Source organism: Vibrio sp. 2134-1 (genome assembly GCF_033339495.1).
Map to the genome: position 1 here is coordinate 19,513 of NZ_JAWOUS010000005.1, position 21,869 is coordinate 41,381.

Annotated in this window: 29 protein-coding genes; 24 read left to right on the plus strand and 5 right to left on the minus strand. The window is 45.3% G+C overall.

All coding sequences use genetic code 11. The features are described 5' to 3' along the window. Window positions 1-123: 123 nt before the first annotated feature. The 17 genes from rplN to rplQ all read left to right on the plus strand — a co-directional run bounded on the left by rplN (window position 124) and on the right by rplQ (window position 8,679). Entirely contained in the window at window positions 124-495 is a 372-nt protein-coding gene (gene rplN, locus R7R78_RS07975; protein ID WP_004410450.1) for a 50S ribosomal protein L14, read from the plus strand. A 13-nt stretch (window positions 496-508) separates the two neighbouring features. Continuing rightward, window positions 509-826, plus strand: coding sequence for a 50S ribosomal protein L24 (gene rplX / locus R7R78_RS07980; RefSeq protein ID WP_005379574.1), 318 nt, complete (start codon window positions 509-511; stop codon window positions 824-826). Between the two features lie 23 nt (window positions 827-849). Then, complete coding sequence (gene rplE, locus R7R78_RS07985) at window positions 850-1,389, plus strand: 50S ribosomal protein L5 (protein ID WP_005379573.1); 540 nt, start codon at window positions 850-852, stop codon at window positions 1,387-1,389. Between the two features lie 17 nt (window positions 1,390-1,406). Further along, the gene (gene rpsN / locus R7R78_RS07990) at window positions 1,407-1,712 is read left to right on the plus strand and encodes a 30S ribosomal protein S14 (protein ID WP_004410442.1); all 306 of its coding nucleotides are present in this window, start codon (window positions 1,407-1,409) and stop codon (window positions 1,710-1,712) included. A gap of 29 nt (window positions 1,713-1,741) precedes the next feature. Beyond that, a complete protein-coding gene (gene rpsH / locus R7R78_RS07995; RefSeq protein ID WP_005379572.1) occupies window positions 1,742-2,134 on the plus strand; it encodes a 30S ribosomal protein S8 in 393 nt (130 codons plus the stop codon). Between the two features lie 13 nt (window positions 2,135-2,147). Continuing rightward, on the plus strand, window positions 2,148-2,681 hold the full coding sequence (gene rplF / locus R7R78_RS08000) for a 50S ribosomal protein L6 (protein WP_005379570.1): 534 nt from the start codon (window positions 2,148-2,150) through the stop codon (window positions 2,679-2,681). A 9-nt stretch (window positions 2,682-2,690) separates the two neighbouring features. Then, window positions 2,691-3,044 (plus strand): 50S ribosomal protein L18, encoded by a 354-nt coding sequence (rplR, locus tag R7R78_RS08005; protein ID WP_005379568.1) that lies wholly within the window; start codon window positions 2,691-2,693, stop codon window positions 3,042-3,044. Window positions 3,045-3,058: 14 nt separating this feature from the next. Further along, window positions 3,059-3,562 (plus strand): 30S ribosomal protein S5, encoded by a 504-nt coding sequence (gene rpsE / locus R7R78_RS08010; RefSeq protein ID WP_004745894.1) that lies wholly within the window; start codon window positions 3,059-3,061, stop codon window positions 3,560-3,562. Between the two features lie 7 nt (window positions 3,563-3,569). Then, window positions 3,570-3,746, plus strand: coding sequence for a 50S ribosomal protein L30 (gene rpmD / locus R7R78_RS08015; protein WP_005379565.1), 177 nt, complete (start codon window positions 3,570-3,572; stop codon window positions 3,744-3,746). 5 nt (window positions 3,747-3,751) lie between these two features. Beyond that, window positions 3,752-4,186, plus strand: coding sequence for a 50S ribosomal protein L15 (rplO, locus tag R7R78_RS08020; protein ID WP_005383155.1), 435 nt, complete (start codon window positions 3,752-3,754; stop codon window positions 4,184-4,186). A 20-nt stretch (window positions 4,187-4,206) separates the two neighbouring features. Next, entirely contained in the window at window positions 4,207-5,541 is a 1,335-nt protein-coding gene (gene secY / locus R7R78_RS08025; RefSeq protein WP_005379562.1) for a preprotein translocase subunit SecY, read from the plus strand. Window positions 5,542-5,579: 38 nt separating this feature from the next. Further along, window positions 5,580-5,693 carry a 50S ribosomal protein L36 gene (gene rpmJ / locus R7R78_RS08030; RefSeq protein WP_000868186.1) on the plus strand — a complete coding sequence of 38 codons (114 nt, stop codon included), beginning with the start codon at window positions 5,580-5,582 and terminating at the stop codon, window positions 5,691-5,693. Between the two features lie 149 nt (window positions 5,694-5,842). Then, window positions 5,843-6,199: a 30S ribosomal protein S13 gene (gene rpsM / locus R7R78_RS08035; RefSeq protein WP_005383154.1), complete on the plus strand. Its 357-nt coding sequence runs from the start codon at window positions 5,843-5,845 to the stop codon at window positions 6,197-6,199. A gap of 18 nt (window positions 6,200-6,217) precedes the next feature. Then, entirely contained in the window at window positions 6,218-6,607 is a 390-nt protein-coding gene (gene rpsK, locus R7R78_RS08040) for a 30S ribosomal protein S11 (RefSeq protein ID WP_001118870.1), read from the plus strand. Window positions 6,608-6,634: 27 nt separating this feature from the next. Next, on the plus strand, window positions 6,635-7,255 hold the full coding sequence (gene rpsD / locus R7R78_RS08045) for a 30S ribosomal protein S4 (RefSeq protein WP_005383146.1): 621 nt from the start codon (window positions 6,635-6,637) through the stop codon (window positions 7,253-7,255). 24 nt (window positions 7,256-7,279) lie between these two features. After that, window positions 7,280-8,272 carry a DNA-directed RNA polymerase subunit alpha gene (locus tag R7R78_RS08050; RefSeq protein ID WP_005383143.1) on the plus strand — a complete coding sequence of 331 codons (993 nt, stop codon included), beginning with the start codon at window positions 7,280-7,282 and terminating at the stop codon, window positions 8,270-8,272. 26 nt (window positions 8,273-8,298) lie between these two features. Further along, on the plus strand, window positions 8,299-8,679 hold the full coding sequence (rplQ, locus tag R7R78_RS08055) for a 50S ribosomal protein L17 (RefSeq protein WP_005383141.1): 381 nt from the start codon (window positions 8,299-8,301) through the stop codon (window positions 8,677-8,679). Window positions 8,680-8,814: 135 nt separating this feature from the next. Here the strand turns inward: rplQ and R7R78_RS08060 are convergent, their stop codons facing one another. Together R7R78_RS08060 and R7R78_RS08065 are read right to left on the minus strand one after the other, a co-directional pair. After that, window positions 8,815-9,294 (minus strand): DUF2780 domain-containing protein, encoded by a 480-nt coding sequence (locus tag R7R78_RS08060; protein WP_017820297.1) that lies wholly within the window; start codon window positions 9,292-9,294, stop codon window positions 8,815-8,817. Window positions 9,295-9,447: 153 nt separating this feature from the next. Beyond that, window positions 9,448-10,068, minus strand: a complete 621-nt coding sequence (locus R7R78_RS08065) for an FKBP-type peptidyl-prolyl cis-trans isomerase (protein ID WP_005383137.1) — start codon at window positions 10,066-10,068, stop codon at window positions 9,448-9,450. 232 nt (window positions 10,069-10,300) lie between these two features. Between R7R78_RS08065 and R7R78_RS08070 the strand changes: the two genes are divergently transcribed. Next, complete coding sequence (locus tag R7R78_RS08070; RefSeq protein ID WP_017820296.1) at window positions 10,301-10,897, plus strand: LysM-like peptidoglycan-binding domain-containing protein; 597 nt, start codon at window positions 10,301-10,303, stop codon at window positions 10,895-10,897. 91 nt (window positions 10,898-10,988) lie between these two features. On the opposite strand, the gene R7R78_RS08075 is transcribed toward R7R78_RS08070, so the two are convergent. Further along, a complete protein-coding gene (locus tag R7R78_RS08075; protein ID WP_017820295.1) occupies window positions 10,989-11,450 on the minus strand; it encodes a GNAT family N-acetyltransferase in 462 nt (153 codons plus the stop codon). A gap of 142 nt (window positions 11,451-11,592) precedes the next feature. Here R7R78_RS08075 and dbpA point away from each other — a divergent pair, with 142 nt between their 5' ends. Continuing rightward, a complete protein-coding gene (gene dbpA, locus R7R78_RS08080) occupies window positions 11,593-12,972 on the plus strand; it encodes an ATP-dependent RNA helicase DbpA (protein ID WP_005379583.1) in 1,380 nt (459 codons plus the stop codon). A gap of 54 nt (window positions 12,973-13,026) precedes the next feature. On the opposite strand, the gene R7R78_RS08085 is transcribed toward dbpA, so the two are convergent. Beyond that, complete coding sequence (locus R7R78_RS08085; protein ID WP_213871821.1) at window positions 13,027-13,605, minus strand: Crp/Fnr family transcriptional regulator; 579 nt, start codon at window positions 13,603-13,605, stop codon at window positions 13,027-13,029. A gap of 97 nt (window positions 13,606-13,702) precedes the next feature. Further along, window positions 13,703-15,664 carry a 2',3'-cyclic-nucleotide 2'-phosphodiesterase gene (gene cpdB, locus R7R78_RS08090; RefSeq protein WP_225473401.1) on the minus strand — a complete coding sequence of 654 codons (1,962 nt, stop codon included), beginning with the start codon at window positions 15,662-15,664 and terminating at the stop codon, window positions 13,703-13,705. A 275-nt stretch (window positions 15,665-15,939) separates the two neighbouring features. Here cpdB and cobA point away from each other — a divergent pair, with 275 nt between their 5' ends. The 5 genes from cobA to cysC all read left to right on the plus strand — a co-directional run bounded on the left by cobA (window position 15,940) and on the right by cysC (window position 21,849). Continuing rightward, window positions 15,940-16,815: a uroporphyrinogen-III C-methyltransferase gene (cobA, locus tag R7R78_RS08095; RefSeq protein ID WP_031780800.1), complete on the plus strand. Its 876-nt coding sequence runs from the start codon at window positions 15,940-15,942 to the stop codon at window positions 16,813-16,815. 59 nt (window positions 16,816-16,874) lie between these two features. Then, complete coding sequence (gene cysD / locus R7R78_RS08100) at window positions 16,875-17,783, plus strand: sulfate adenylyltransferase subunit CysD (RefSeq protein WP_005379592.1); 909 nt, start codon at window positions 16,875-16,877, stop codon at window positions 17,781-17,783. 18 nt (window positions 17,784-17,801) lie between these two features. Then, on the plus strand, window positions 17,802-19,232 hold the full coding sequence (gene cysN, locus R7R78_RS08105) for a sulfate adenylyltransferase subunit CysN (protein ID WP_017633444.1): 1,431 nt from the start codon (window positions 17,802-17,804) through the stop codon (window positions 19,230-19,232). 250 nt (window positions 19,233-19,482) lie between these two features. Beyond that, entirely contained in the window at window positions 19,483-21,207 is a 1,725-nt protein-coding gene (locus tag R7R78_RS08110) for an SLC13 family permease (protein WP_005379596.1), read from the plus strand. A 24-nt stretch (window positions 21,208-21,231) separates the two neighbouring features. After that, entirely contained in the window at window positions 21,232-21,849 is a 618-nt protein-coding gene (gene cysC / locus R7R78_RS08115) for an adenylyl-sulfate kinase (protein ID WP_005379598.1), read from the plus strand. Window positions 21,850-21,869 lie beyond the last annotated feature (20 nt).

The window sequence follows — 21,869 nt, forward strand, 5'->3', positions numbered from 1 at the left end:
TTTTGGAGCCGTTTATTTTTTGACTACCCAATCACAAAAAAGGGTGGTACAATTCGCGTCCCTTTTAAAGAGGCAGCCCGACCCGTGATGGGTCTAGTTATTAATATTTAGCGGAGCACTAACATGATCCAAATGCAAAGTATGCTGGACGCAGCTGATAACTCAGGCGCACGCAGCGTAATGTGTATTAAGGTTCTGGGTGGCTCTCACCGCCGTTATGCACATATCGGTGACGTCATCAAAGTTACTGTGAAGGAAGCAATCCCTCGCGGTAAAGTTAAAAAAGGTGATGTTCTGAAGGCGGTGGTAGTGCGCACCCGTAAAGGCGTACGTCGTCCTGACGGTTCTGTCATTCGCTTCGACCGAAATGCTTGCGTATTGCTAAACGACAATACTGAGCAACCAATCGGTACACGTATCTTTGGTCCTGTGACACGCGAACTTCGTGGCGATAAGTTCATGAAGATCGTTTCACTGGCTCCAGAAGTTCTGTAAGGAGCACGTAGAAATGGCAGCTAAAATCCGTCGTAATGACGAAGTAATCGTTCTTGCTGGTAAAGACAAAGGCAAGAAAGGTAAAGTAACTAAGGTTCTAGCAACTGGTAAAGTTATCGTTGAAGGTATCAACCTAGTTAAGAAACATCAGAAACCTGTTCCAGCTATGGGTATCCAAGGCGGTATCGTAGAGCAAGAAGCAGCTATCGACGTTTCTAACGTGGCTATCTTTAACGCAGCTACTGGTAAAGCTGACCGTATCGGTTTCCGTTTTGAAGACGGCAAAAAAGTTCGTTTCTTCAAGTCTAACGGCGAAACCGTTTCTAACTAATAGAAGTAATTTGGAGTTCTACTATGGCGAAACTGCATGATTACTACAAGTCGTCTGTAGTCGCTGAACTGACCAAACAGTTCGGTTACACAAGCGTCATGCAAGTCCCTAGAATCGAGAAAATCACCCTAAACATGGGTGTTGGTGAAGCAATCAACGATAAGAAACTGCTAGAAAATGCAGCGTCTGATATGGCAACGATCTCTGGTCAAAAGCCACTTATCACAAAAGCGCGCAAATCTGTTGCAGGTTTCAAAATCCGTGAAGGCTACCCTATCGGTTGTAAAGTAACCTTGCGTGGCGAACGTATGTGGGATTTTCTTGAGCGTTTAATTAACATCGCTCTTCCACGTGTACGTGACTTCCGTGGTGTTAGCGCTAAGTCTTTTGACGGTCGCGGTAACTACAGCATGGGCGTTCGCGAGCAAATCATCTTCCCGGAAATCGACTTTGATAAAGTTGATCGAGTACGCGGTCTAGACATCACTATTACGACGTCTGCTGGTACTGATGAGGAAGGCCGTGCTCTGCTGGCTGCCTTTAACTTCCCATTCCGTAAGTAAGGTGAAGGGTTACTGTTATGGCTAAAAATTCAATGAAAGCACGTGAAGCAAAACGTGCGAAGCTAGTAGCTAAGTTCGCTGAAAAGCGTGCAGCGCTAAAAGCTATCATCAGCGATGTAAACGCATCTGAAGAAGATCGTTGGAACGCGGTTCTTACACTGCAATCTCTTCCACGTGATTCAAGTGCATCACGTCAGCGCAACCGTTGCAACCAAACTGGTCGTCCACACGGTTACCTACGTAAGTTCGGTCTAAGCCGTATTAAGGTTCGTGAAGCTTGCATGAAAGGCGAGATTCCGGGTCTTCGTAAGGCTAGCTGGTAATTGCCACTTAATCATTTGGAGTAAATCATATGAGCATGCAAGATCCGATTTCGGATATGCTGACCCGCGTTCGTAACGGTCAGGCAGCAAACAAAGTTGCTGTAAAAATGCCTTCTTCAAAGCTTAAAGTTGCAATTGCTGCACTACTAAAAGCTGAAGGTTACATCGTTGACTTCGCTGTTGAAGGCGAAGCAAAACCTGAGCTAGAAGTTACACTTAAGTACTTCCAAGCTAAACCAGTAATCGAGCAACTTAAACGTGTTTCTCGTCCAGGTCTACGTGTTTACAAGAAGAAAGATGAACTTCCTTCTGTAATGGGTGGTCTTGGTATTGCTATCGTTTCTACTTCCAAGGGTCTTATGTCAGACCGCGCTGCACGTAAAGCAGGTCTTGGTGGTGAAATCATCGCTTACGTAGCTTAATAAGGAGTAGACTATGTCTCGTGTTGCAAAAGCACCTGTCGCTATTCCAGCTGGCGTAGAGGTGAAACTAAACGGCCAAGAAATCACTGTAAAAGGTGCGAAAGGCGAACTAACTCGCGTTCTTAACAACGCAGTTGTAATCGCTCAGGAAGAAAATAACCTGACTTTCGGTCCTAAAGAAGGTGTTGCTAACGCATGGGCTCAAGCAGGTACTGCTCGCGCTCTAGTTAACAACATGGTTGTTGGTGTTACTGAAGGCTTTACTAAGAAGCTAACTCTTAAAGGTGTAGGTTACCGTGCTGCTATCAAAGGCAACGCTGTAGGTCTAACACTAGGCTTCTCACACCCAGTTGAGCACGAGTTGCCAGCGGGTATTAAAGCTGAATGTCCAAGCCAAACTGAAATCGTGATCACTGGTGCTGACAAGCAACTAGTTGGTCAAGTTGCGGCTGACATTCGTTCTTACCGTGAGCCTGAGCCATACAAAGGCAAAGGTGTTCGTTACGCAGATGAAAATGTGCGTACTAAAGAAGCTAAGAAGAAGTAAGGTAACACTATGGATAAGAAAGCATCTCGCATCCGTCGTGCTACACGTGCACGTCGTAAGATTGCAGAACTGGGTGCGACTCGCCTAGTTGTACACCGTACTCCTCGTCACGTGTACGCACAGGTTATCGCGGCTAACGGCTCTGAGGTTATCGCAGCAGCTTCTACTGTAGAAAAAGCGATCCGTGAGCAAGTGAAATACACTGGTAACGTTGATGCAGCTAAAGCAGTGGGTAAAGCTATTGCTGAGCGCGCTCTAGAGAAGGGCGTAACTGCAGTTGCATTTGATCGTTCTGGTTTCCAATACCACGGTCGAGTAGCGGCGCTAGCAGAATCTGCTCGCGAAGCTGGTCTGAAATTCTAAGGTAGGGTTGGAAGATGGCTAAAGAACAACAAGTTCAAGCGAATGATTTGCAAGAAAAGCTAATCGCAGTTAACCGTGTTTCTAAAACGGTTAAAGGTGGTCGAATCATGAGCTTCACTGCACTAACAGTAGTTGGTGACGGTAACGGTCGTGTAGGTTTCGGTTACGGCAAAGCTCGTGAAGTACCTGCAGCGATTCAAAAAGCAATGGAAAAAGCGCGTCGTAACATGACTACGATCGCTCTAAACGAAGGCACTCTTCACCACCCAGTGAAAGGTCGCCATTCGGGCTCTAAAGTTTACATGCAGCCTGCTGCAGAAGGTACTGGTGTTATCGCAGGTGGTGCGATGCGTGCAGTACTAGAAGTTGCTGGTGTACACAACGTACTATCTAAAGCGTACGGTTCTACGAACCCTATCAACATCGTTCGTGCAACGATCGATGCACTAGGTAGCATGAAGTCACCAGAAATGGTTGCTGCTAAACGTGGTCTAACTGTTGAATCTATTTCGGAGTAAGAACACCATGGCAACTATTAAAGTAACTCAAACTAAAAGCTCAATTGGTCGTCTGCCAAAGCACAAAGCTACTTTGCGCGGTCTAGGTCTTCGTAAAATCAACCACACAGTAGAACTTGAAGATACTCCGTGTATTCGCGGTATGATCAACAAGGTTTACTACATGGTTAAAGTTGAGGAGTAATCAGAATGCGTTTGAATACTCTAGCACCGGCTGCTGGCGCGAAAACTTCTGCGAAGCGAGTAGGTCGTGGTATCGGTTCAGGCCTAGGTAAAACTGGTGGCCGTGGTCACAAAGGTCAAAAATCACGTTCTGGCGGCAGTGTTCGTCCAGGTTTCGAAGGCGGTCAGATGCCTCTGAAACAACGTCTACCAAAATTCGGTTTCACTTCTCGTAAGAGCCTAGTGTCTGCTGAAGTTCGTCTAGCTGAGCTAGCGAAAGTTTCTGGTGACGTAGTTGATCTAAACAGTCTTAAAGCTGCTAACATCATCACTAAGAACATCGAATTTGTAAAAGTTGTTCTTTCTGGTGAAATCAACAAAGCAGTGACTGTTAAAGGTCTACGTGTGACTAAAGGCGCTAAAGCTGCAATCGAAGCTGCAGGCGGTAAAATCGAGGAATAATCTCGAGGAACGAGGTACAGATGGCTAAGAAACCAGGACAAGATTTTCGTAGTGCTCAGAGCGGCTTAAGTGAACTAAAGTCGCGCTTGTTATTCGTAATTGGTGCACTTTTAGTATTCCGAGCCGGCTCTTTTGTGCCGATTCCTGGTATTGACGCTGCTGTACTTGCCGATTTGTTCGAACAGCAAAAAGGTACCATCGTTGAAATGTTTAACATGTTCTCCGGTGGTGCTCTTGAGCGTGCATCTATATTAGCATTGGGCATCATGCCGTATATTTCGGCATCTATTGTTGTCCAATTGCTAACTGTAGTTCATCCAGCGTTAGCTGAACTCAAAAAAGAGGGTGAAGCAGGCCGTCGTAAGATAAGCCAATACACACGCTACGGCACGCTTGTACTTGCAACCTTCCAAGCTATAGGTATTGCAACTGGCCTACCAAACATGGTCGACAATCTGGTTGTTATCAACCAAACCATGTTTACGCTAATTGCTACCGTAAGTTTAGTAACCGGTACCATGTTCTTGATGTGGTTAGGTGAACAAATTACAGAGCGCGGAATTGGTAACGGTATTTCGATACTGATTTTTGCAGGTATTGTTGCTGGATTGCCTTCTGCAATCGGTCAAACAATCGAGCAAGCGCGTCAAGGTGAATTGCATGTACTTCTTCTGTTGCTAATCGCGGTATTAGCTTTTGCAGTAATTTACTTCGTTGTTTTCATGGAACGTGGTCAACGCCGAATCGTCGTTAACTATGCGAAACGTCAACAAGGTCGTAAAGTATTTGCTGCGCAAAGCTCGCACTTGCCTCTTAAAATTAACATGGCAGGTGTAATTCCAGCGATTTTTGCATCAAGTATTATCTTGTTCCCAGGAACATTGGCTCAGTGGTTTGGTCAAAACGGTGAGAGCAGCGCGTTCGGTTGGTTAACTGACGTGTCTTTGGCTCTTAGCCCAGGTCAACCGTTGTATGTAATGCTTTATGCAGCAGCAATTATCTTCTTCTGTTTCTTCTACACGGCGTTGGTTTTCAACCCGCGTGAAACAGCAGATAACTTGAAGAAGTCTGGTGCATTCGTACCCGGTATCCGCCCAGGTGAGCAGACAGCGAAATACATTGATAAAGTAATGACACGTTTAACCCTTGCTGGTGCACTGTACATTACCTTTATCTGTCTGATTCCCGAGTTCATGATGGTCGCGTGGAACGTACGTTTCTACTTCGGCGGTACATCGCTACTAATCGTAGTTGTTGTAATTATGGACTTTATGGCACAGGTACAGACTCATCTGATGTCTCAACAGTATGATTCTGTGTTGAAGAAAGCGAATCTGAAAGGCTACGGCCGTTAATCCGGCGGTAGACTCAGTTTCATTTACGGAGTTTAGCAATGAAAGTTCGTGCTTCCGTTAAAAAAATCTGCCGTAACTGTAAAGTAATCAAGCGTAACGGTGTCGTTCGCGTGATTTGCAGTGAGCCAAAGCACAAACAGCGCCAAGGCTAATTAGCAGAAATTTTTACTTGAAAATGAAGGTTGGGTCGAGTATATTCCTCGGCCTACCTTTTGCGTGCAAAAGAAGTAGTATTCCGCAGCGTATCCATAACGGGCTTTGCTGCGGCTAATTCTTTTATAGAAACACTTAGGAGTGAATAATGGCCCGTATAGCAGGCATTAACATTCCTGATCAGAAACATGCAGTAATCGCTCTAACAGCGATCTACGGCATCGGTAAAACTCGCTCTCAAGCTATCCTAGCTGAAGTGGGTATTGCTGAAAATGTTAAGATCAGTGAACTAACTGAAGAGCAGATCGATCAACTGCGTGATGGTGTAGCTAAGTACACTGTAGAAGGTGATCTACGTCGTGAAGTATCTATGAACATCAAGCGTCTTATGGACCTTGGCTGTTACCGTGGTCTTCGTCATCGTCGCAGTCTACCACTACGTGGACAGCGTACTAAAACCAACGCTCGCACCCGTAAGGGTCCGCGTAAGCCGATCAAGAAATAATCGGGAAGGTAGAGTACAATGGCTAAACAACCAACTCGCGCTCGTAAGCGCGTACGCAAGCAAGTTGCAGATGGCGTTGCGCACATCCATGCTTCTTTCAATAACACAATCGTAACCATTACTGACCGTCAAGGTAACGCTCTTGCATGGGCTACTGCAGGTGGTTCTGGTTTCCGTGGTTCTCGTAAGTCTACTCCGTTCGCTGCACAGGTTGCTGCTGAGCGTTGTGCTGAAATGGCTAAAGAATACGGCCTAAAGAACTTGGAAGTTATGGTTAAGGGTCCTGGTCCAGGTCGCGAATCTACTGTTCGTGCACTAAACGCCGCTGGTTTCCGCATCACAAACATCGTTGATGCTACACCAATCCCTCATAACGGTTGTCGTCCACCTAAGAAACGTCGCGTATAGCGTTTCTAGGACAATTGGAGAAGAATCATGGCAAGATATTTGGGTCCTAAGCTGAAGCTTAGCCGTCGTGAAGGCACTGACTTATTCCTTAAGTCTGGTGTTCGCGCGATCGATACCAAGTGTAAAATTGATAACGCACCAGGTGTACACGGCGCTCGTCGCGGTCGTCTATCTGAGTATGGCGTTCAGCTTCGTGAGAAGCAAAAAGTACGTCGTATGTACGGCGTTCTAGAAAAACAATTCCGTAACTACTACAAAGAAGCTGCTCGCCTAAAAGGCAACACTGGTGAAAACCTACTTCAGCTTCTTGAAGGTCGTCTTGATAACGTAGTTTACCGCATGGGCTTTGGCGCAACTCGCGCAGAAGCACGTCAGCTAGTTAGCCACAAAGCTATCCTAGTAAACGGTAAAGTTGTAAACGTTCCTTCTTTCAAAGTAGCGGCTAATGACGTTGTTTCTATTCGCGAGAAAGCTAAACAGCAAGCTCGTATCAAAGCAGCTCTAGAAGTTGCTGAACAACGTGAAAAACCAACTTGGATTGAAGTAGATGGTGGCAAGATGGAAGGTACATTCAAGCGTATGCCTGAGCGTTCTGATCTATCAGCTGACATCAACGAACAATTGATCGTCGAGCTTTACTCTAAGTAAGGTTTAAACTAAAGAGAGGACACAATGCAGGGTTCTGTAACAGAATTTCTTAAGCCACGTCTAGTTGACATCGAACAAATCAGCTCGACTCACGCAAAAGTAACTCTTGAGCCATTAGAGCGTGGCTTTGGTCATACTCTGGGTAATGCACTTCGCCGCATCCTTCTATCTTCTATGCCAGGTTGTGCTGTAACAGAAGTAGAAATTGAAGGCGTACTTCATGAGTACAGCACGAAAGAAGGCGTTCAAGAAGATATTCTTGAAATTCTTCTAAACCTTAAAGGTTTGGCTGTGCGCGTTGCCGAAGGCAAAGATGAAGTGTTCATTACTTTGAACAAATCAGGCTCGGGCCCTGTGGTTGCAGGTGACATCACCCATGATGGTGATGTAGAGATCGCTAACCCTGAACACGTAATTTGTCACCTAACGGATGACAACGCTGAGATCGCAATGCGTATCAAAGTTGAACGTGGTCGTGGTTATGTTCCAGCTTCTGCGCGTATCCATAACGAAGAAGACGAGCGTCCTATCGGTCGCCTACTAGTAGATGCTACTTACAGCCCAGTAGACAAAATTGCCTACGCTGTAGAAGCAGCTCGTGTAGAACAGCGTACTGATCTAGACAAGCTTGTTATCGATATGGAAACAAACGGTACTCTAGAACCTGAGGAAGCAATCCGTCGTGCAGCTACAATCCTAGCTGAACAATTGGATGCATTCGTAGATCTTCGTGATGTACGAGTTCCTGAGGAGAAGGAAGAGAAGCCAGAATTCGATCCGATCCTACTGCGTCCTGTAGACGATCTTGAACTAACAGTTCGCTCTGCTAACTGTCTGAAAGCAGAAGCGATTCACTACATCGGTGATCTAGTACAACGTACTGAGGTTGAGCTACTTAAAACGCCTAACCTTGGTAAAAAATCTCTTACTGAGATTAAAGACGTACTTGCGTCACGTGGTCTGTCTCTGGGCATGCGCCTAGAAAACTGGCCACCTGCATCAATCGCTGAAGATTAATCGATACTAGTTAGAAGGATTAGGTCATGCGCCATCGTAAGAGTGGTCGTCAACTCAACCGCAACAGCTCACATCGCAAAGCGATGTTCAGCAACATGGCTAGCTCTCTAGTACGTCATGAAGTTATCAAGACTACTTTGCCAAAAGCAAAAGAGCTACGTCGCGTAGTTGAGCCTTTGATTACACTAGCTAAGACTGACAGTGTTGCTAACCGTCGTCTAGCATTTGCACGTACTCGTGACAACGAAGTAGTTGCAAAACTATTTAACGAACTAGGTCCACGTTTTGCTGCTCGTCAGGGCGGTTACACTCGTATCCTAAAAGCTGGCTTCCGTGCTGGTGATAAAGCTCCAATGGCTTACATTGAGCTTGTAGATCGCCCAGCTGCTGAAGAAGCTGCTGAGTAATCAGTTCGTAAGAACGAGAAAGCCGAGCATTAGCTCGGCTTTTTTGTATCTGTAATTCAGTAAACCTTTATATCCAGCCTGCATTTATTTCAACCGATGCAGACTGGCAATTTAAAAAGTGATTATCACTTACGCTTATTTACTAGTATTCCACAACCCGCCCAACGAACTTAGAAGCCCTTCGCTAGCGCCTTGCTTGTTCAAGTAATCCAAGATTACTGGAGCAAACTGACTGATCATAGATGGGTCTAAACCTAACGTATCGAATGCACTTTTTACTGCACTGATATTCTCAATATTTCCTAGTAAGCTTTGTGCTCCTTGCAAGTTTGAAAGTCCAGGAATCAAAGACTGTAATTCACTACTATTTTCTTGCGAAAGCTGGCTTTGAGCCAAAGCGAGTAGTGCACCACTGCCTCCGGCTGCTTGCTCAGTGGATACTGGTAATTGGCTAGTTAGCATGTCTGTTAATGGAGACGACTCGGTGTTCAAGCTGCTGCCGACCATGTCCATCAGGCCACTTTCTTTACTTTTTTGAGTGACTGAATCTAAGAATGCGTGCGCACTACCAATGTTGATTGATAGGAGTGCTAGAGTTAGGAGTGTTTTACGCATAGTACCTCCAAAGGTTGAGCGTTTTTTAAAAGTGATTTTATTTTTAAAGGCTATCAGAGTGAAAGGTTCAGAGGTGAGAAAGTTTATTCAGTTTAGACAAAAAAACGGCGCTAGTGCGCCGTTTTATTTAATCATAATTGAAAATGGTTTCAATTAGATAATATCTAATAGTTCTACTTCGAAAACTAAAGCTGCAAATGGAGGGATAGCCGCACCAGCGCCACGCTCACCGTACGCAAGATCTTGTGGTACGTATAGCTTCCACTTAGAGCCAACAGGCATTAGTTGTAGTGCCTCTACCCAACCTTTGATTACACCTGTAACAGGGAATTCAGCAGGTTGACCGCGAGATACAGAGCTATCGAATACAGTACCGTCAGTTAGCTCACCGTGGTAGTGAACGCGAACTGAGCTTTCTGCTGTAGGAACTGCACCAGTACCTTCAGAAATGATTTCGTACTGAAGACCAGAGTCTAGAACGTTAACTTCAGGTCGTAGAGCGTTGTCTTTTAGGAACGCTTCGCCTTCTGCTGCCGCAATTTTTGCTGCTTCTTGGCGAGCTGTTTCTGCACGAGTGTGAAGTTCTTGTAGTGCTTTGTTGATTTCATCAATTTCGATTGATGGCATGTCACCAGTTAGTGCTGTTGCAATACCCGCTGCGATAGCATCAACGCTAAGACCTTCAAGACCAGAGCCTGCAAGTTGCTGACCCATTTGCAGACCAATGCCGTAGCTTGCTTTTTGTTCTGCAGTTTCAAATTTAATTTCAGACATGAATGTCGCTCTTATTAGGAGTGATAAAGGTAACAGGATATCAGTTTCGAGCTTAGGTTTAAATGATTGCGACTGAATGCTTAATTGAGGCGGCCAGGTTGTGACTTATCTCTTACTCCAAGTGAAATTTCTGCTAATTTAATCCCAATTCCATTTTAGTTTGGTGAAAAACATATACTCTCCGCGTCGGTATTTTTATACTGACCGTAGAAGTATTAAGGGACTCATTACAATGAATCGTCGCAGAAAGAAAAAGCAGCAAGTCGACTATGTCGAATTGGTTAAACAAAAATTCGCTGCTATCGACTGGAAGCAGCCGTTCAACAAAGAGCAATGGTTGGAGCGTATACAGCCTGTTAAGCAGTTTTGGTTGCGTCTGCCTAAATTTCATCAGCGTGCTTTGATGGTCTTAGTGCCATTGATTCTGGTACTCCTTGTTATTCCTTTGCCAAATAAAACAGATCAACCAGTTGAGCAGACTGAGGTCGATCATCAACGCGTAGCGATTGAGCTGAACGCGCAGAGTTTAAGCCAGCAGAGAACCTCTCAGAACTCTGGACCGAAATCTGAAGACTGGAAAGAGTACACGGTTAAAAATGGTGATACATTAGCGCAGGTTTTCAGAAGTAATCAGCTCTCTATGGCGGATCTTAGCGCTCTGGTCAAAATAGAAGGCAGTGATAAGCCGCTAAGTCAAATAAAGCAGGGACAGTTGATTCGCTTTAAGCTTAGTGACGAAGGCGAGTTAGATATGCTACAGCTGGAAAAAAGTGGGCGGTCCGTTATGTTTTTCCGTTTGTCGGATGGGACCTTTGGGCGTAACAAGTAAACGCTTCAAATGAAAAGACGCGAATATATCGCGTCTTTTTAGTTAGTTTTTTAATTCGATTAGTTTTCATAGTAACCAATCGAATTGAAACTTATAGCGCTACGGATTCTTTCCGCATATCCACATGAGGGATACCATCTTCAAGGTAGCACTCTGAGATAACCTTGAATCCATGACTTGCATAAAACTGGATGAGGTGTTCTTGAGCACCTATATCTATTGTCTGCCCTGGCCATAATGTTTCGCATTGTGCCAATGCCTTGTCCAATAACTTATGACCTAAGCCACCGCCTCGCGCGGTCTGCTTTGTCACCACTCGACCAATACTCACATTGTCATACGTAGTGCCTGCGGGCAGTAATCGTGCGCAAGCAACCAGTTCATCACCGTGATAGCCTATTAGATGATAAACGCCTTCGAGTGTGTCCTTACCATCAAGTTCAGGATAAGGGCAGGTTTGTTCAACAACGAATACATCCACACGCAATTTCATCATTTCATACAGCTGTGTGGTTGTTAGCTGAGCAAAGGGCAAAGTAATCCAAGTGAGCATGTTGTCATCCGTAATGAGAATAGAGTGACTGACTTTACTTTGTTTTGAGCTCATACTCATTAACAAAGGTTAATTAGCACTGGTTTTCCCACCAAATCTGGTGATAATGTGCCCTCTTTCCATCTCACCTGAGGATATCCCCGTGAGCAAACAAACATTCGATCAAGTAGGGCTTAACCCAGCGTTACTTGCCACACTTGATTCCCTGAACTATACCCACATGACGCCAATTCAAGCTTTGAGCTTGCCTGCAATCCTAAAACATCGTGATGTCATCGGGCAGGGTAAAACGGGCTCAGGTAAAACCGCTGCATTTGGTTTAGGGGTTTTATCGAACCTCAACGTCAAACGCTTTCGTGTCCAGTCATTAGTACTGTGTCCAACGCGTGAGCTTGCAGACCAAGTAGCGAAGGAAATTCGTACTTTAGGTCGCGGCATTCATAATATTAAAGTGCTTACTCTCTGCGGTGGGATGCCTATGGGGCCACAAATTGGTTCGCTGGAGCATGGTGCGCATATCCTAGTTGGTACTCCTGGTCGTATTTTGGATCACCTTGAAAAAGGCCGAATTGATCTTAGCGAACTGAATACCTTGGTGCTAGATGAAGCTGATCGCATGTTGGACATGGGGTTCCAAGACGCATTAGATGCAATCATCGATGCAGCGCCAAAGCAGCGTCAAACTCTACTTTTCAGTGCTACTTTTCCAGAAAAAATTGAGCAAATTGCGCAGCGTATAATGCAGACACCGGAAGTGATTAAGGTGGAATCGACGCATGATACCTCAAGCATTGCGCAGTACTTCTATAAAGTTGAAGGCTCGGAAGCACGTGATGAAGCATTGGCGAATTTGCTGCTGACTCACCAGCCAGAGTCCGCGGTGGTTTTTTGTAATACCAAAAAAGAAGTGCAAAGTGTCGCAGATGAGTTGCATCACAAAGGATTCAGCGTTATCGATATCCATGGGGACTTAGAGCAGCGTGAACGCGACCAAGCATTGGTGCAGTTTGCTAACAAGAGTGTGTCTATCCTTGTTGCAACAGACGTTGCAGCGCGTGGTTTGGACGTTGATAATCTTGATGCTGTCTTTAACTTTGAGCTATCGCGCGATCCTGAGGTTCATGTGCACCGTATTGGTCGTACAGGTCGTGCGGGTAGTAAAGGTTTAGCGTTCAGCTTTTTTGGTGAGAAAGACGGTTTACGTGTAGCTCGTATTGAAGAATACCTAGAGATGGACGTGGTACCAGCAACATTGCCTGCCAAATCAAATCAGCAGCCATACCAAGCGAAGATGGTTACGATTAACATTGATGGCGGTAAGAAACAGAAAGTACGACCGGGTGATATTTTAGGTTGTTTGACAGGAAAAAATGGTATTCCAGGCTCTCAAGTCGGAAAGATTCACCTGTTCCCTGTACGCGCTTATGTTGCCGTCGAAAAGTCTGTGGCTAAAAAGGCTCTACAGACCATTAGTAACGGCAAGATGAAAGGGCGCCAATTCCGGGCGCGAATTCTTAAATAGCTCAAATAGCAGAGAAAAAGCTCTTCGTTTGAAGAGCTTTTTTCTTTTTTGAGTTTATTTGAGAGTGTGATCTTTGGTTAAGCGCGCTTTGATTCGGCTCAAACTGATTGGCGTAATGCCGAGGTAGGCCGCAATTTGACTATCGGTAATACGTTGCTTTAAATCTGGGTAATGAGCGCAAAATAATTGATATCGTTCTTCTGGAGAGTAGAGCAACATAAAGCGTTCTTTGTTCTCTTTATTAATCAGTTGGTTTTCGAGTAGCTTTAAGTAAATGGCGTGCTTTTCTGCTCGCCAGTGATGCAACGTTTCAATTGGCAAGCAAAATAGCTGACAAGCGCTCAGCGTTTCCAATAAGTAAGGCGAAGGTTGGTCCTTTATTATGCTCTCAAACCCGATAACCCAGTCCTTCTCCCAATAAAATTCTTTACTGAATTCTTTGCCGTGCTCAGTAAGATAGCTTGCGTGGCATAACCCCTCAATGATGAAGTAAAGGTGTGAGCTAAACTCCCCTTGGTGATTAAGAATGTGGCGTGTAGGCAGTTCGAGCAACTCACCATTTTCAATAAGTTGGTTTGCTTCTGTCTCTAAAAAGCCATGTTTGACTAAGTCTGAAAAAAGATCGCTGTGCATGTGATAACTCAGAAACGGTTTTCTTTATTTTAACGGGTTTTATTGATAACAAAAAAGCGGCTCATGAGAGCCGCTTAGTGTTGTTGTCAAATCAACCTTATTTATTCAGATCGATTTGATAAATTGCGAAACCAATGTCGTCTGTTGACACGCGTTTCATTGGGTATTGTCCTTTCTCTTTGATGAACTGCGCCGCTTTATCGCTAGGGGAGGTTTCGAAACGAATATCTAGCTTGTTATCGGACTTAATCGGTGCGAAAGACCAGTTGTTGTCAGCGCTTGGTGTCACTTCTCCTTTTTCTTCACTCACGCGAGAAATATAAGTGGCGACGACAGAGCGGTTTTCATCTGGTGCGTCAAACGCAATGAAATCTGGGCCTGTACCAGGGAAAGTATTGCTATAAGCACGGTAGTTATTGGTTGCGATGATGAAATCTTGCTTCGGATTGAAAGGCTTACCGTTGAACGTCAGGTTCACAATACGCTGAGAATCTGGATTAATCACTTTACAATCCGCATCGTACTTCGGCGGTTGGGTAACGTCGATTTGGTAGTTAACCCCATCAATAACATCGAAGTTGTAAGTACGGAAATTATCCCAATCAATCAAAGATTGCGGTTTAGGATTGTTGATGTCGATGTGGTTGAATTGACCCGCACTGCACTCTAGCCATTCGCGAACTTCTTTACCTTTCACTTTCATCGCAACCAAGGTGTTTGGGTATAAGTAAAGATCGGCCGCATTACGAAAGGTGAGCTGACCGGATTCTACTTCTGTAAAGTTATTCGGATCGTTCTTACGACCGCCGACTTTAAATGGTGCTGCCGCACTCAGTACTGGAATGTCAGAAAGGTCTGGGTCGCCTTGAATAAAGCGTTCTACGTAGTCTTTCTGAGCAAGGTTAACGATTTGAATGGTGGGGTCGTCCTGCACTAATGCCAAGAAGCTGTACATGACATCATTTGCTTTGCCGATTGGTTGGTTTACAAATTCACGAGTGCCTTTGTGATCTTCTTCTAACGCTTTCACAATATCTTCATCGGCTTTAGCTAATGACTTCTTATTTACTTTATCGAAGATAGGGCGTGCTTCTGCTTGGCCTTCGATGACTTGCCATCTGCCGTCTTTCTCTTTCAGCATCAAATCCATCACACCTACGTGACTTCCCCAGCGACCCGGCATCACGGACGTTACACCATTGATGGTCCCTTTATCTATATCAACACCAGGTAGGTTTGCGAAGTCTTTCCCTGGGAAGACGGCGTGAGAGTGGCCAAAAGCAATCGCATCAATACCTTCAACTTCTGTGAGGTAGTAAACAGAGTTTTCAGCGCCTAGTTTGTATGGATCAGTAGAAATGCCCGAGTGTGGAATCGCCACAATCACGTCTGCGCCTTCTTTCTTCATTTGAGGAATCAGTTTCTCTGCTGTTTCCTTAATGTCTTTAGCAAAGACTTTGCCTTCTAAGTTCTTCTTATCCCATACCATAATTTGTGGTGGTACAAAGCCGATGTAACCCACTTTTATTTGATGCGCTTCGCCGTCTGTGTCTTTAAATGTGTGAGTTTTGATGAGGTAAGGCTTGAAGTAATGCTCACCGGTTTGTTTATCAAATACGTTTGCATTGATGTAAGGGAAGTTTGCCCCCTTCAACGTCGTTTGTAGGAAATCTAAGCCATAGTTGAACTCATGATTGCCAATGTTGCCCACATCGTAGTCTAGCTTGTTCATCGCTTTGTAGACTGGGTGCACGTCGCCGGGATTAATCCCCTTTGCCGCCATGTAATCGCCCATTGGGCTGCCCTGAATTAAATCACCGTTATCTACTAGTACCGTGTTTTCTGTCTCGGACTTAGCTTGTTTCACTATTGTCGCTGCGCGACTTAAACCGATTTGCTGTGATGGTTGGTCTTTGTAGTAATCGTAATCCATCACGTTGGTGTGAATGTCGGTGGTTTCGATAATACGAAGCTTGATGGTATCGGCCATTGTTGGGCCAGCAAGCGTTAGCATGCCACTTAATACTGCGAGGGAAATAGGATGAACTGCCACTTTCATTTGGTGCTCCAATTCAATGATAAGGGGAAATCGTACTGCGTAATGTATCAAACACAGATGCAACTCGATGATAAAGATACAGAAAACTGTGAACATTAATCAGTTTACTGAACCTTATTCATATTAACCGCCGACTTTTTCACGCTTTTGAATGAGACCAAACAAAAACTTCTTAGCAGATTTTTGAATAAAAAATGAAATTTTAGAATTTCAGGTAATATAAACGCCCCGCCATAATGCTTGCATAACGATATCAATGGACGATGAGCAAGCACATGGCAACGAACGATTCAGTCACTTCTTTTCCTAAACCAAAGCCCCGGTTAGTTTCTGACAACCCAGTCGCTGGTGTTACTCGTTTTGCAAAGCAATCGCTACAGCCTGGTGAAGTCGCCTTAGTAGGTGCAGGACCAGGCGATCCTGAACTTCTGACGGTGAAAGCACTGAACTGCTTGCAGCAAGCTGATGTGGTTTTGTACGACTACTTGGTGTCTGAAGAAATCATGGCATTGATTCCAAGCGATACGATTTTGGTGTGCGTTGGGAAGCGAGCTGGGCATCACAGTGTGCCGCAGGAGAAGACGAATCAGCTTTTGGTGGATTTTGCCAAGCAGGGCTACAAAGTAGTGCGCATTAAAGGTGGGGATCCGTTTGTATTCGGTCGTGGTGGTGAAGAGTTAGAAGTGCTTGCTGATGCCGGCGTTCGTTTTCAAGTTGTCCCTGGCATTACCGCAGCAGCTGGCGCAACCGCTTATGCTGGTATTCCACTGACTCATCGTGATTATGCGCAATCGGCCATCTTTGTGACTGGCCACTTGAAAGAAGAAAGTGATGAGATGGATTGGTCCACGTTGGCGCGTGGGAATCAGACTTTAGTGATCTACATGGGGCTGATGAAATCACACTATATTCAGAATCAACTCATTAAGCATGGTCGTTCAGCGTCGACTCCGATTGCCATTATTGAGCGTGGCACGCAGATTCAACAAAAAGTATTTACGGGAGAACTCTCCCAACTCTCTGATTTATCGAAGGAAGCACAGTCGCCATCTTTGATTGTTGTCGGAGAGGTAGTGCGACTGTCTCAAAAGTTAGACTGGTTTTTGTCTAGTACTGAATTCAACAAAAGTGCTATTGCCAACTCCATATAATTTCAGACCAAAGATTAGAGACGTAATGCGCCTTCAAGCTTAAAAAGGAAATACAAAACATGGACCAACAACGTTTAACTCACCTTAAACAACTCGAAGCGGAGAGTATCCACATCATCCGTGAAGTTGCGGCTGAGTTTGATAACCCAGTCATGATGTATTCGATTGGTAAAGACTCATCAGTGATGCTGCACCTTGCGCGTAAAGCTTTTTACCCAGGTAAGATTCCATTTCCATTGCTGCATGTCGACACCGATTGGAAGTTCCGCGAGATGATTGAATTTCGTGATCGCACCGCGGCCAAATACGGTTTTGAGCTTTTGGTACATAAGAATCCAGAAGGTCTAGCCATGGGCTGTAGTCCGTTTGTTCATGGTTCTTCTAAGCACACTGACATCATGAAGACTCAAGGCTTAAAACAAGCGCTGAACAAGTACGGTTTTGATGCGGCCTTTGGTGGCGCGCGCCGCGACGAAGAGAAATCACGGGCGAAAGAGCGCGTGTATTCATTCCGCGATAAGAACCATACATGGGACCCTAAAAACCAACGTCCTGAGCTATGGAAGACGTACAACGGTCAGGTTAATAAGGGTGAGAGCATTCGTGTATTCCCGCTGTCTAACTGGACTGAGCTTGATATCTGGCAATACATCTATTTAGAAAACATCGAGATCGTGCCGCTTTACCTCGCGGACAAACGCCCAGTTGTTGAACGCGATGGCATGCTGATCATGGTTGATGATGATCGTATGGAGCTTCAACCGGGTGAAGTGATTGAAGAGAAGAGTGTGCGCTTCCGTACCCTTGGTTGTTATCCATTGACTGGGGCCATCGAGTCTGAAGCAAACACTTTAACTGGCATTATCGAAGAGATGCTGGTGGCAACGTCGAGTGAGCGCCAAGGCCGAGCGATCGACCACGATCAGTCAGGATCGATGGAGCTTAAGAAACGTCAAGGTTACTTCTAAAGGATCTAAGGAAAGATAATGAACAGTGCAGTTGAAGCTCAATTAGCCGAGCTTGGTATCGAAGGCTATTTAACACAACACCAGTACAAGTCGTTACTTAGATTCTTGACTTGTGGCTCGGTGGATGACGGTAAAAGTACATTAATCGGTCGCTTACTCCATGACTCAAAACAAATTTATGAAGATCAGCTAGCGGCAGTGCACTCAGACAGCCAACGTGTGGGCACCACGGGTGAAAAGCCTGACCTTGCGTTGTTGGTCGATGGCTTACAAGCTGAGCGCGAGCAGGGGATCACGATTGATGTAGCTTACCGCTATTTCTCGACGCAGAAACGTAAATTCATCATTGCAGATACTCCTGGACACGAGCAGTACACACGTAACATGGCTACAGGTGCATCGACATGTGACTTAGCTGTGATTCTAGTTGATGCACGTAAGGGCATTCTCGATCAAACTCGTCGTCACTCTTTCATTTCCAACCTGTTGGGTTTGAAGCACTTTGTTGTGGCGATCAACAAGATGGACTTAGTGGATTACTCCCAAGAGCGCTTTGAAGAGATCCGCGACGAGTATCTGAAGTTCTCTGAGAATCTGACAGGGGATATTGATATTCAAATCATCCCGATCTCAGCGCTTGAAGGGGACAATGTGGTGGATAAAGGCCAAAACCTGACTTGGTTTAAAGGCCCATCATTGCTTGAGCTTCTTGAAACGGTCGATGTGGATCAAGAAAAAGGCGCGGGTGAGTTCCGCTTCCCTGTGCAATACGTTAATCGTCCTAACCTCGATTTCCGTGGCTTTGCGGGGACCATTTCTTCTGGTTCGATCAAAGTCGGTGATGCGATTAAAGCATTGCCATCGGGTAAAACGTCAACTGTGGCACGTATTGTGACATTTGATGGTGATATTGAAGAAGCTCGTGCCGGATTAGCTGTCACTCTGACGCTAAGCGATGAGATCGATATTAGCCGTGGAGATTTGATTGTTCTAGATAATGCTCAAGTGGAAACCACAAACCATTTGCTTGCCGATGTGGTGTGGATGACAGAGCAACCCCTGCAACCGGGTCGTGACTATGACATCAAAATCGCAGGTAAGAAAACCGTAGGTCATGTTGAAGCGATTCGTCATCAATATGACATTAATAATCTCTCGACTCATAGCTCGGCAGAGCTGCCATTGAATGGTATTGGTTTGTGTGAATGGTCTCTTAATGAGTCAGTCGCGCTGGACAATTATCAAGACTGTGCAGATACCGGTGGCTTTATCATTATCGATCGTCTGACAAACGTGACGGTTGGTGCTGGCATGGTTAAAGAGAGCCTCGCCGTGGTTGAGCGCGATTTGACGGACATCTCTGCGTTTGAAGTTGAGCTTAATGCGCTTGTCCGTAAACACTTCCCACACTGGGAAGCAAAAGACGTCAGCCAGTTTCTGAAAAAGTAACTGGCTTACCCAAGTACGATAATTTCAGGCTCTGTCTGCTGTTGTACTTGGGGCGTCGCTACCTAACTGAATTGCGAAATGTCGTTAGGTATTCTCCTAATACCAGAATGCTTCGGTGGAGCCCAGAAAACCGAGCATTCTGATGTTCTTTTCGCTTGCGCTGATTTTTGTCTGTTTACTCGTTTGTCGGTGTTTCATGGATAAATGAGTCGTTGTTGTGCCCTTTGGGGCTATTTGGTAAGGAAAGGCTATGTGGGAACAAGGGTTTGTGTTAGCGATTTTGCTTGGCATTATCACTTGCTTGCTTGTCACGAAAATTAAGCCTAGTTACGTCTTTGCGGGTGCCGCTTTTATTGCATTCATGGCTGGGATGATGGATTCAGCCACTATCGCATCCAATTTTACCAACTCTTCATTGTTAACCCTGGTTCTATTGATTCTTGCATCCTGTGCTCTAGAAAAAACACTGCTGATCAGTTGGGTGAGCCGAAGTATCTCTGAGGGCCAGTTAGGCAGCGTGATTGCTAAGCTCGGTGTATCGACCGCCTTGCTTTCTTCATTTACGAATAATACCGCTGTGGTTGTCTCATTGATTGGGGCGATTAAGCGTAATCAGCAGCATGCACCTTCGAAATTACTTATTCCCTTGTCTTACGCCGCCATTTTTGGTGGCACGTTAACTTTGATTGGTACGTCGACTAACTTAATCATCAACAGCTTTGTCGAAGACGCAGGCTTACCGAGCCTGAGTTTTTTTACACCTACGATGATAGGTTTGGCTGTGCTGGTGGGAGGGATGCTGATTCTTATCCCACTGAGCTACTTGCTACCGAATTATGATGATCAAAACCAAGAAGATTTACCTTACTTTCTTGAGTCTCGCGTTGAGCCAGGCTCACCGCTAGTTGGGCGTACGATCAGCGAGAATAATTTACGTGCGCTGCGCAAACTGTTTCTTGCAGAAGTGGTGCGCGATGGTGTTACTGTTTCTTCTGTGGGACCGGATTTTGTGCTCAATGCAAAAGACCGCCTGTTATTTTGTGGCGATGTTGAGAGCGTCGCGACCCTGCAAGAAATTCCGGGCCTCAAGTTGTTTGGTCAGCAGCACTTAAATGGGCAAAACTTTATCGAAGTTGTGGTGAGCTCGTCGGCGACGTTTTGCTACAAAACCCTCAAAGAGAGCCGATTCCGCGACCGATTCGATGCCGTTGTTGTGGCGATTCGCCGAGGCCACGAACGCCTAGAAGGTGGCTTGGGTAGCATTACCTTAGCGCCTGGGGACACGTTAGTTCTGGTTCCAGGCAAGCGTTTTGAGTCTGAACGCCGAGCTCATCGTAAAGAGTTTGTTTTAGTGCATGACTTGGACTCTAGCGCTCGGCTTGATACGAATAAGTCTTCCATTGTATTACTGGGCTTTGCAGCCGTAATTGGATGCGCTCTATTAGAGTTAGTACCGATTATTAAAGGTCTAGCTGCGTACCTTATCGCGCTTATTGCGTTTGGTATTGTGCAGATTTCAGAACTGCGCCGCCGTTTTCCGATCGATATCGTCGTGATTGTAGGTTCCGCTTTGTCTATTGCTCAACTGATGATCTCTTCTGGATTGTCAGAAAGAATGGGAGTGATGTTTATTGAAGCGTTTAATGGCTGGGGAGTATTTGGTGCCTTGGTGGCGACTTATATCATGACATTGGTACTCACTGAATTGGTGACAAACAATGCCGCGGCTGCGCTTTCTTTTCCTATCGGCTATAGTATGGCGGTGGGTTATGGCGTGGATCCGATGCCATTCATCATGGCGGTTTTGTTCGGCGCGAGTGCGAGCTTTATCTCTCCCTACGGTTACCAAACTAACCTGCTGGTGTACAGCGTAGGAAATTACAAATTGACCGACTACGTGAGAATTGGAGTGCCAATTTCGATTGTGTACTCTGTATTAGTACTTACTTTGATCCCGGTCTTTTTCCCGTTTTAATTCCGATATTTACAAGGATACGTTATGACTGCCGAAACGACGGTAAAAGATGAAAACATTGTTTGGCACCAGCATTCGGTTGATAAACAGTTTCGTGCTGAATTAAAGAAGCAAAAACCTGCCGTATTGTGGTTTACCGGCTTATCTGGAGCGGGTAAATCAACCGTAGCAGGTGCGTTGGAAAATCGCCTTGCAGCATTGGGTTACCACACCTATTTATTGGATGGTGACAATGTACGGCATGGTTTGTGTAGCGATTTAGGTTTTTCTGAACAGGACCGTCGCGAGAACATTCGTCGCATTGGTGAACTGGCGAAGTTGATGGCAGATGCGGGTTTAATTGTTCTGTCGGCGTTTATTTCACCGCATCGTGCAGAGCGGAAGTTAGTGCGCGATTTATTGCCAGAAGGCGAGTTTATCGAAGTGTATGTCAATGCATCTCTAGAGGTTTGCGAAGGTCGAGATCCTAAGGGTTTATACCGTAAAGCCCGTGCGGGAGAGATTCCTAATTTCACTGGTATTGATTCGGAATATCAAGCGCCAGAGAACCCTGAAATCGATTTGCCCGCGGGAGAAAAGAGTGTCGATGAGCTGGTGGATTTGTGCTTAATCGATCTTAAACAACGCGGTGTGATCCGATAAAAAAGCATTTAGATCATAGG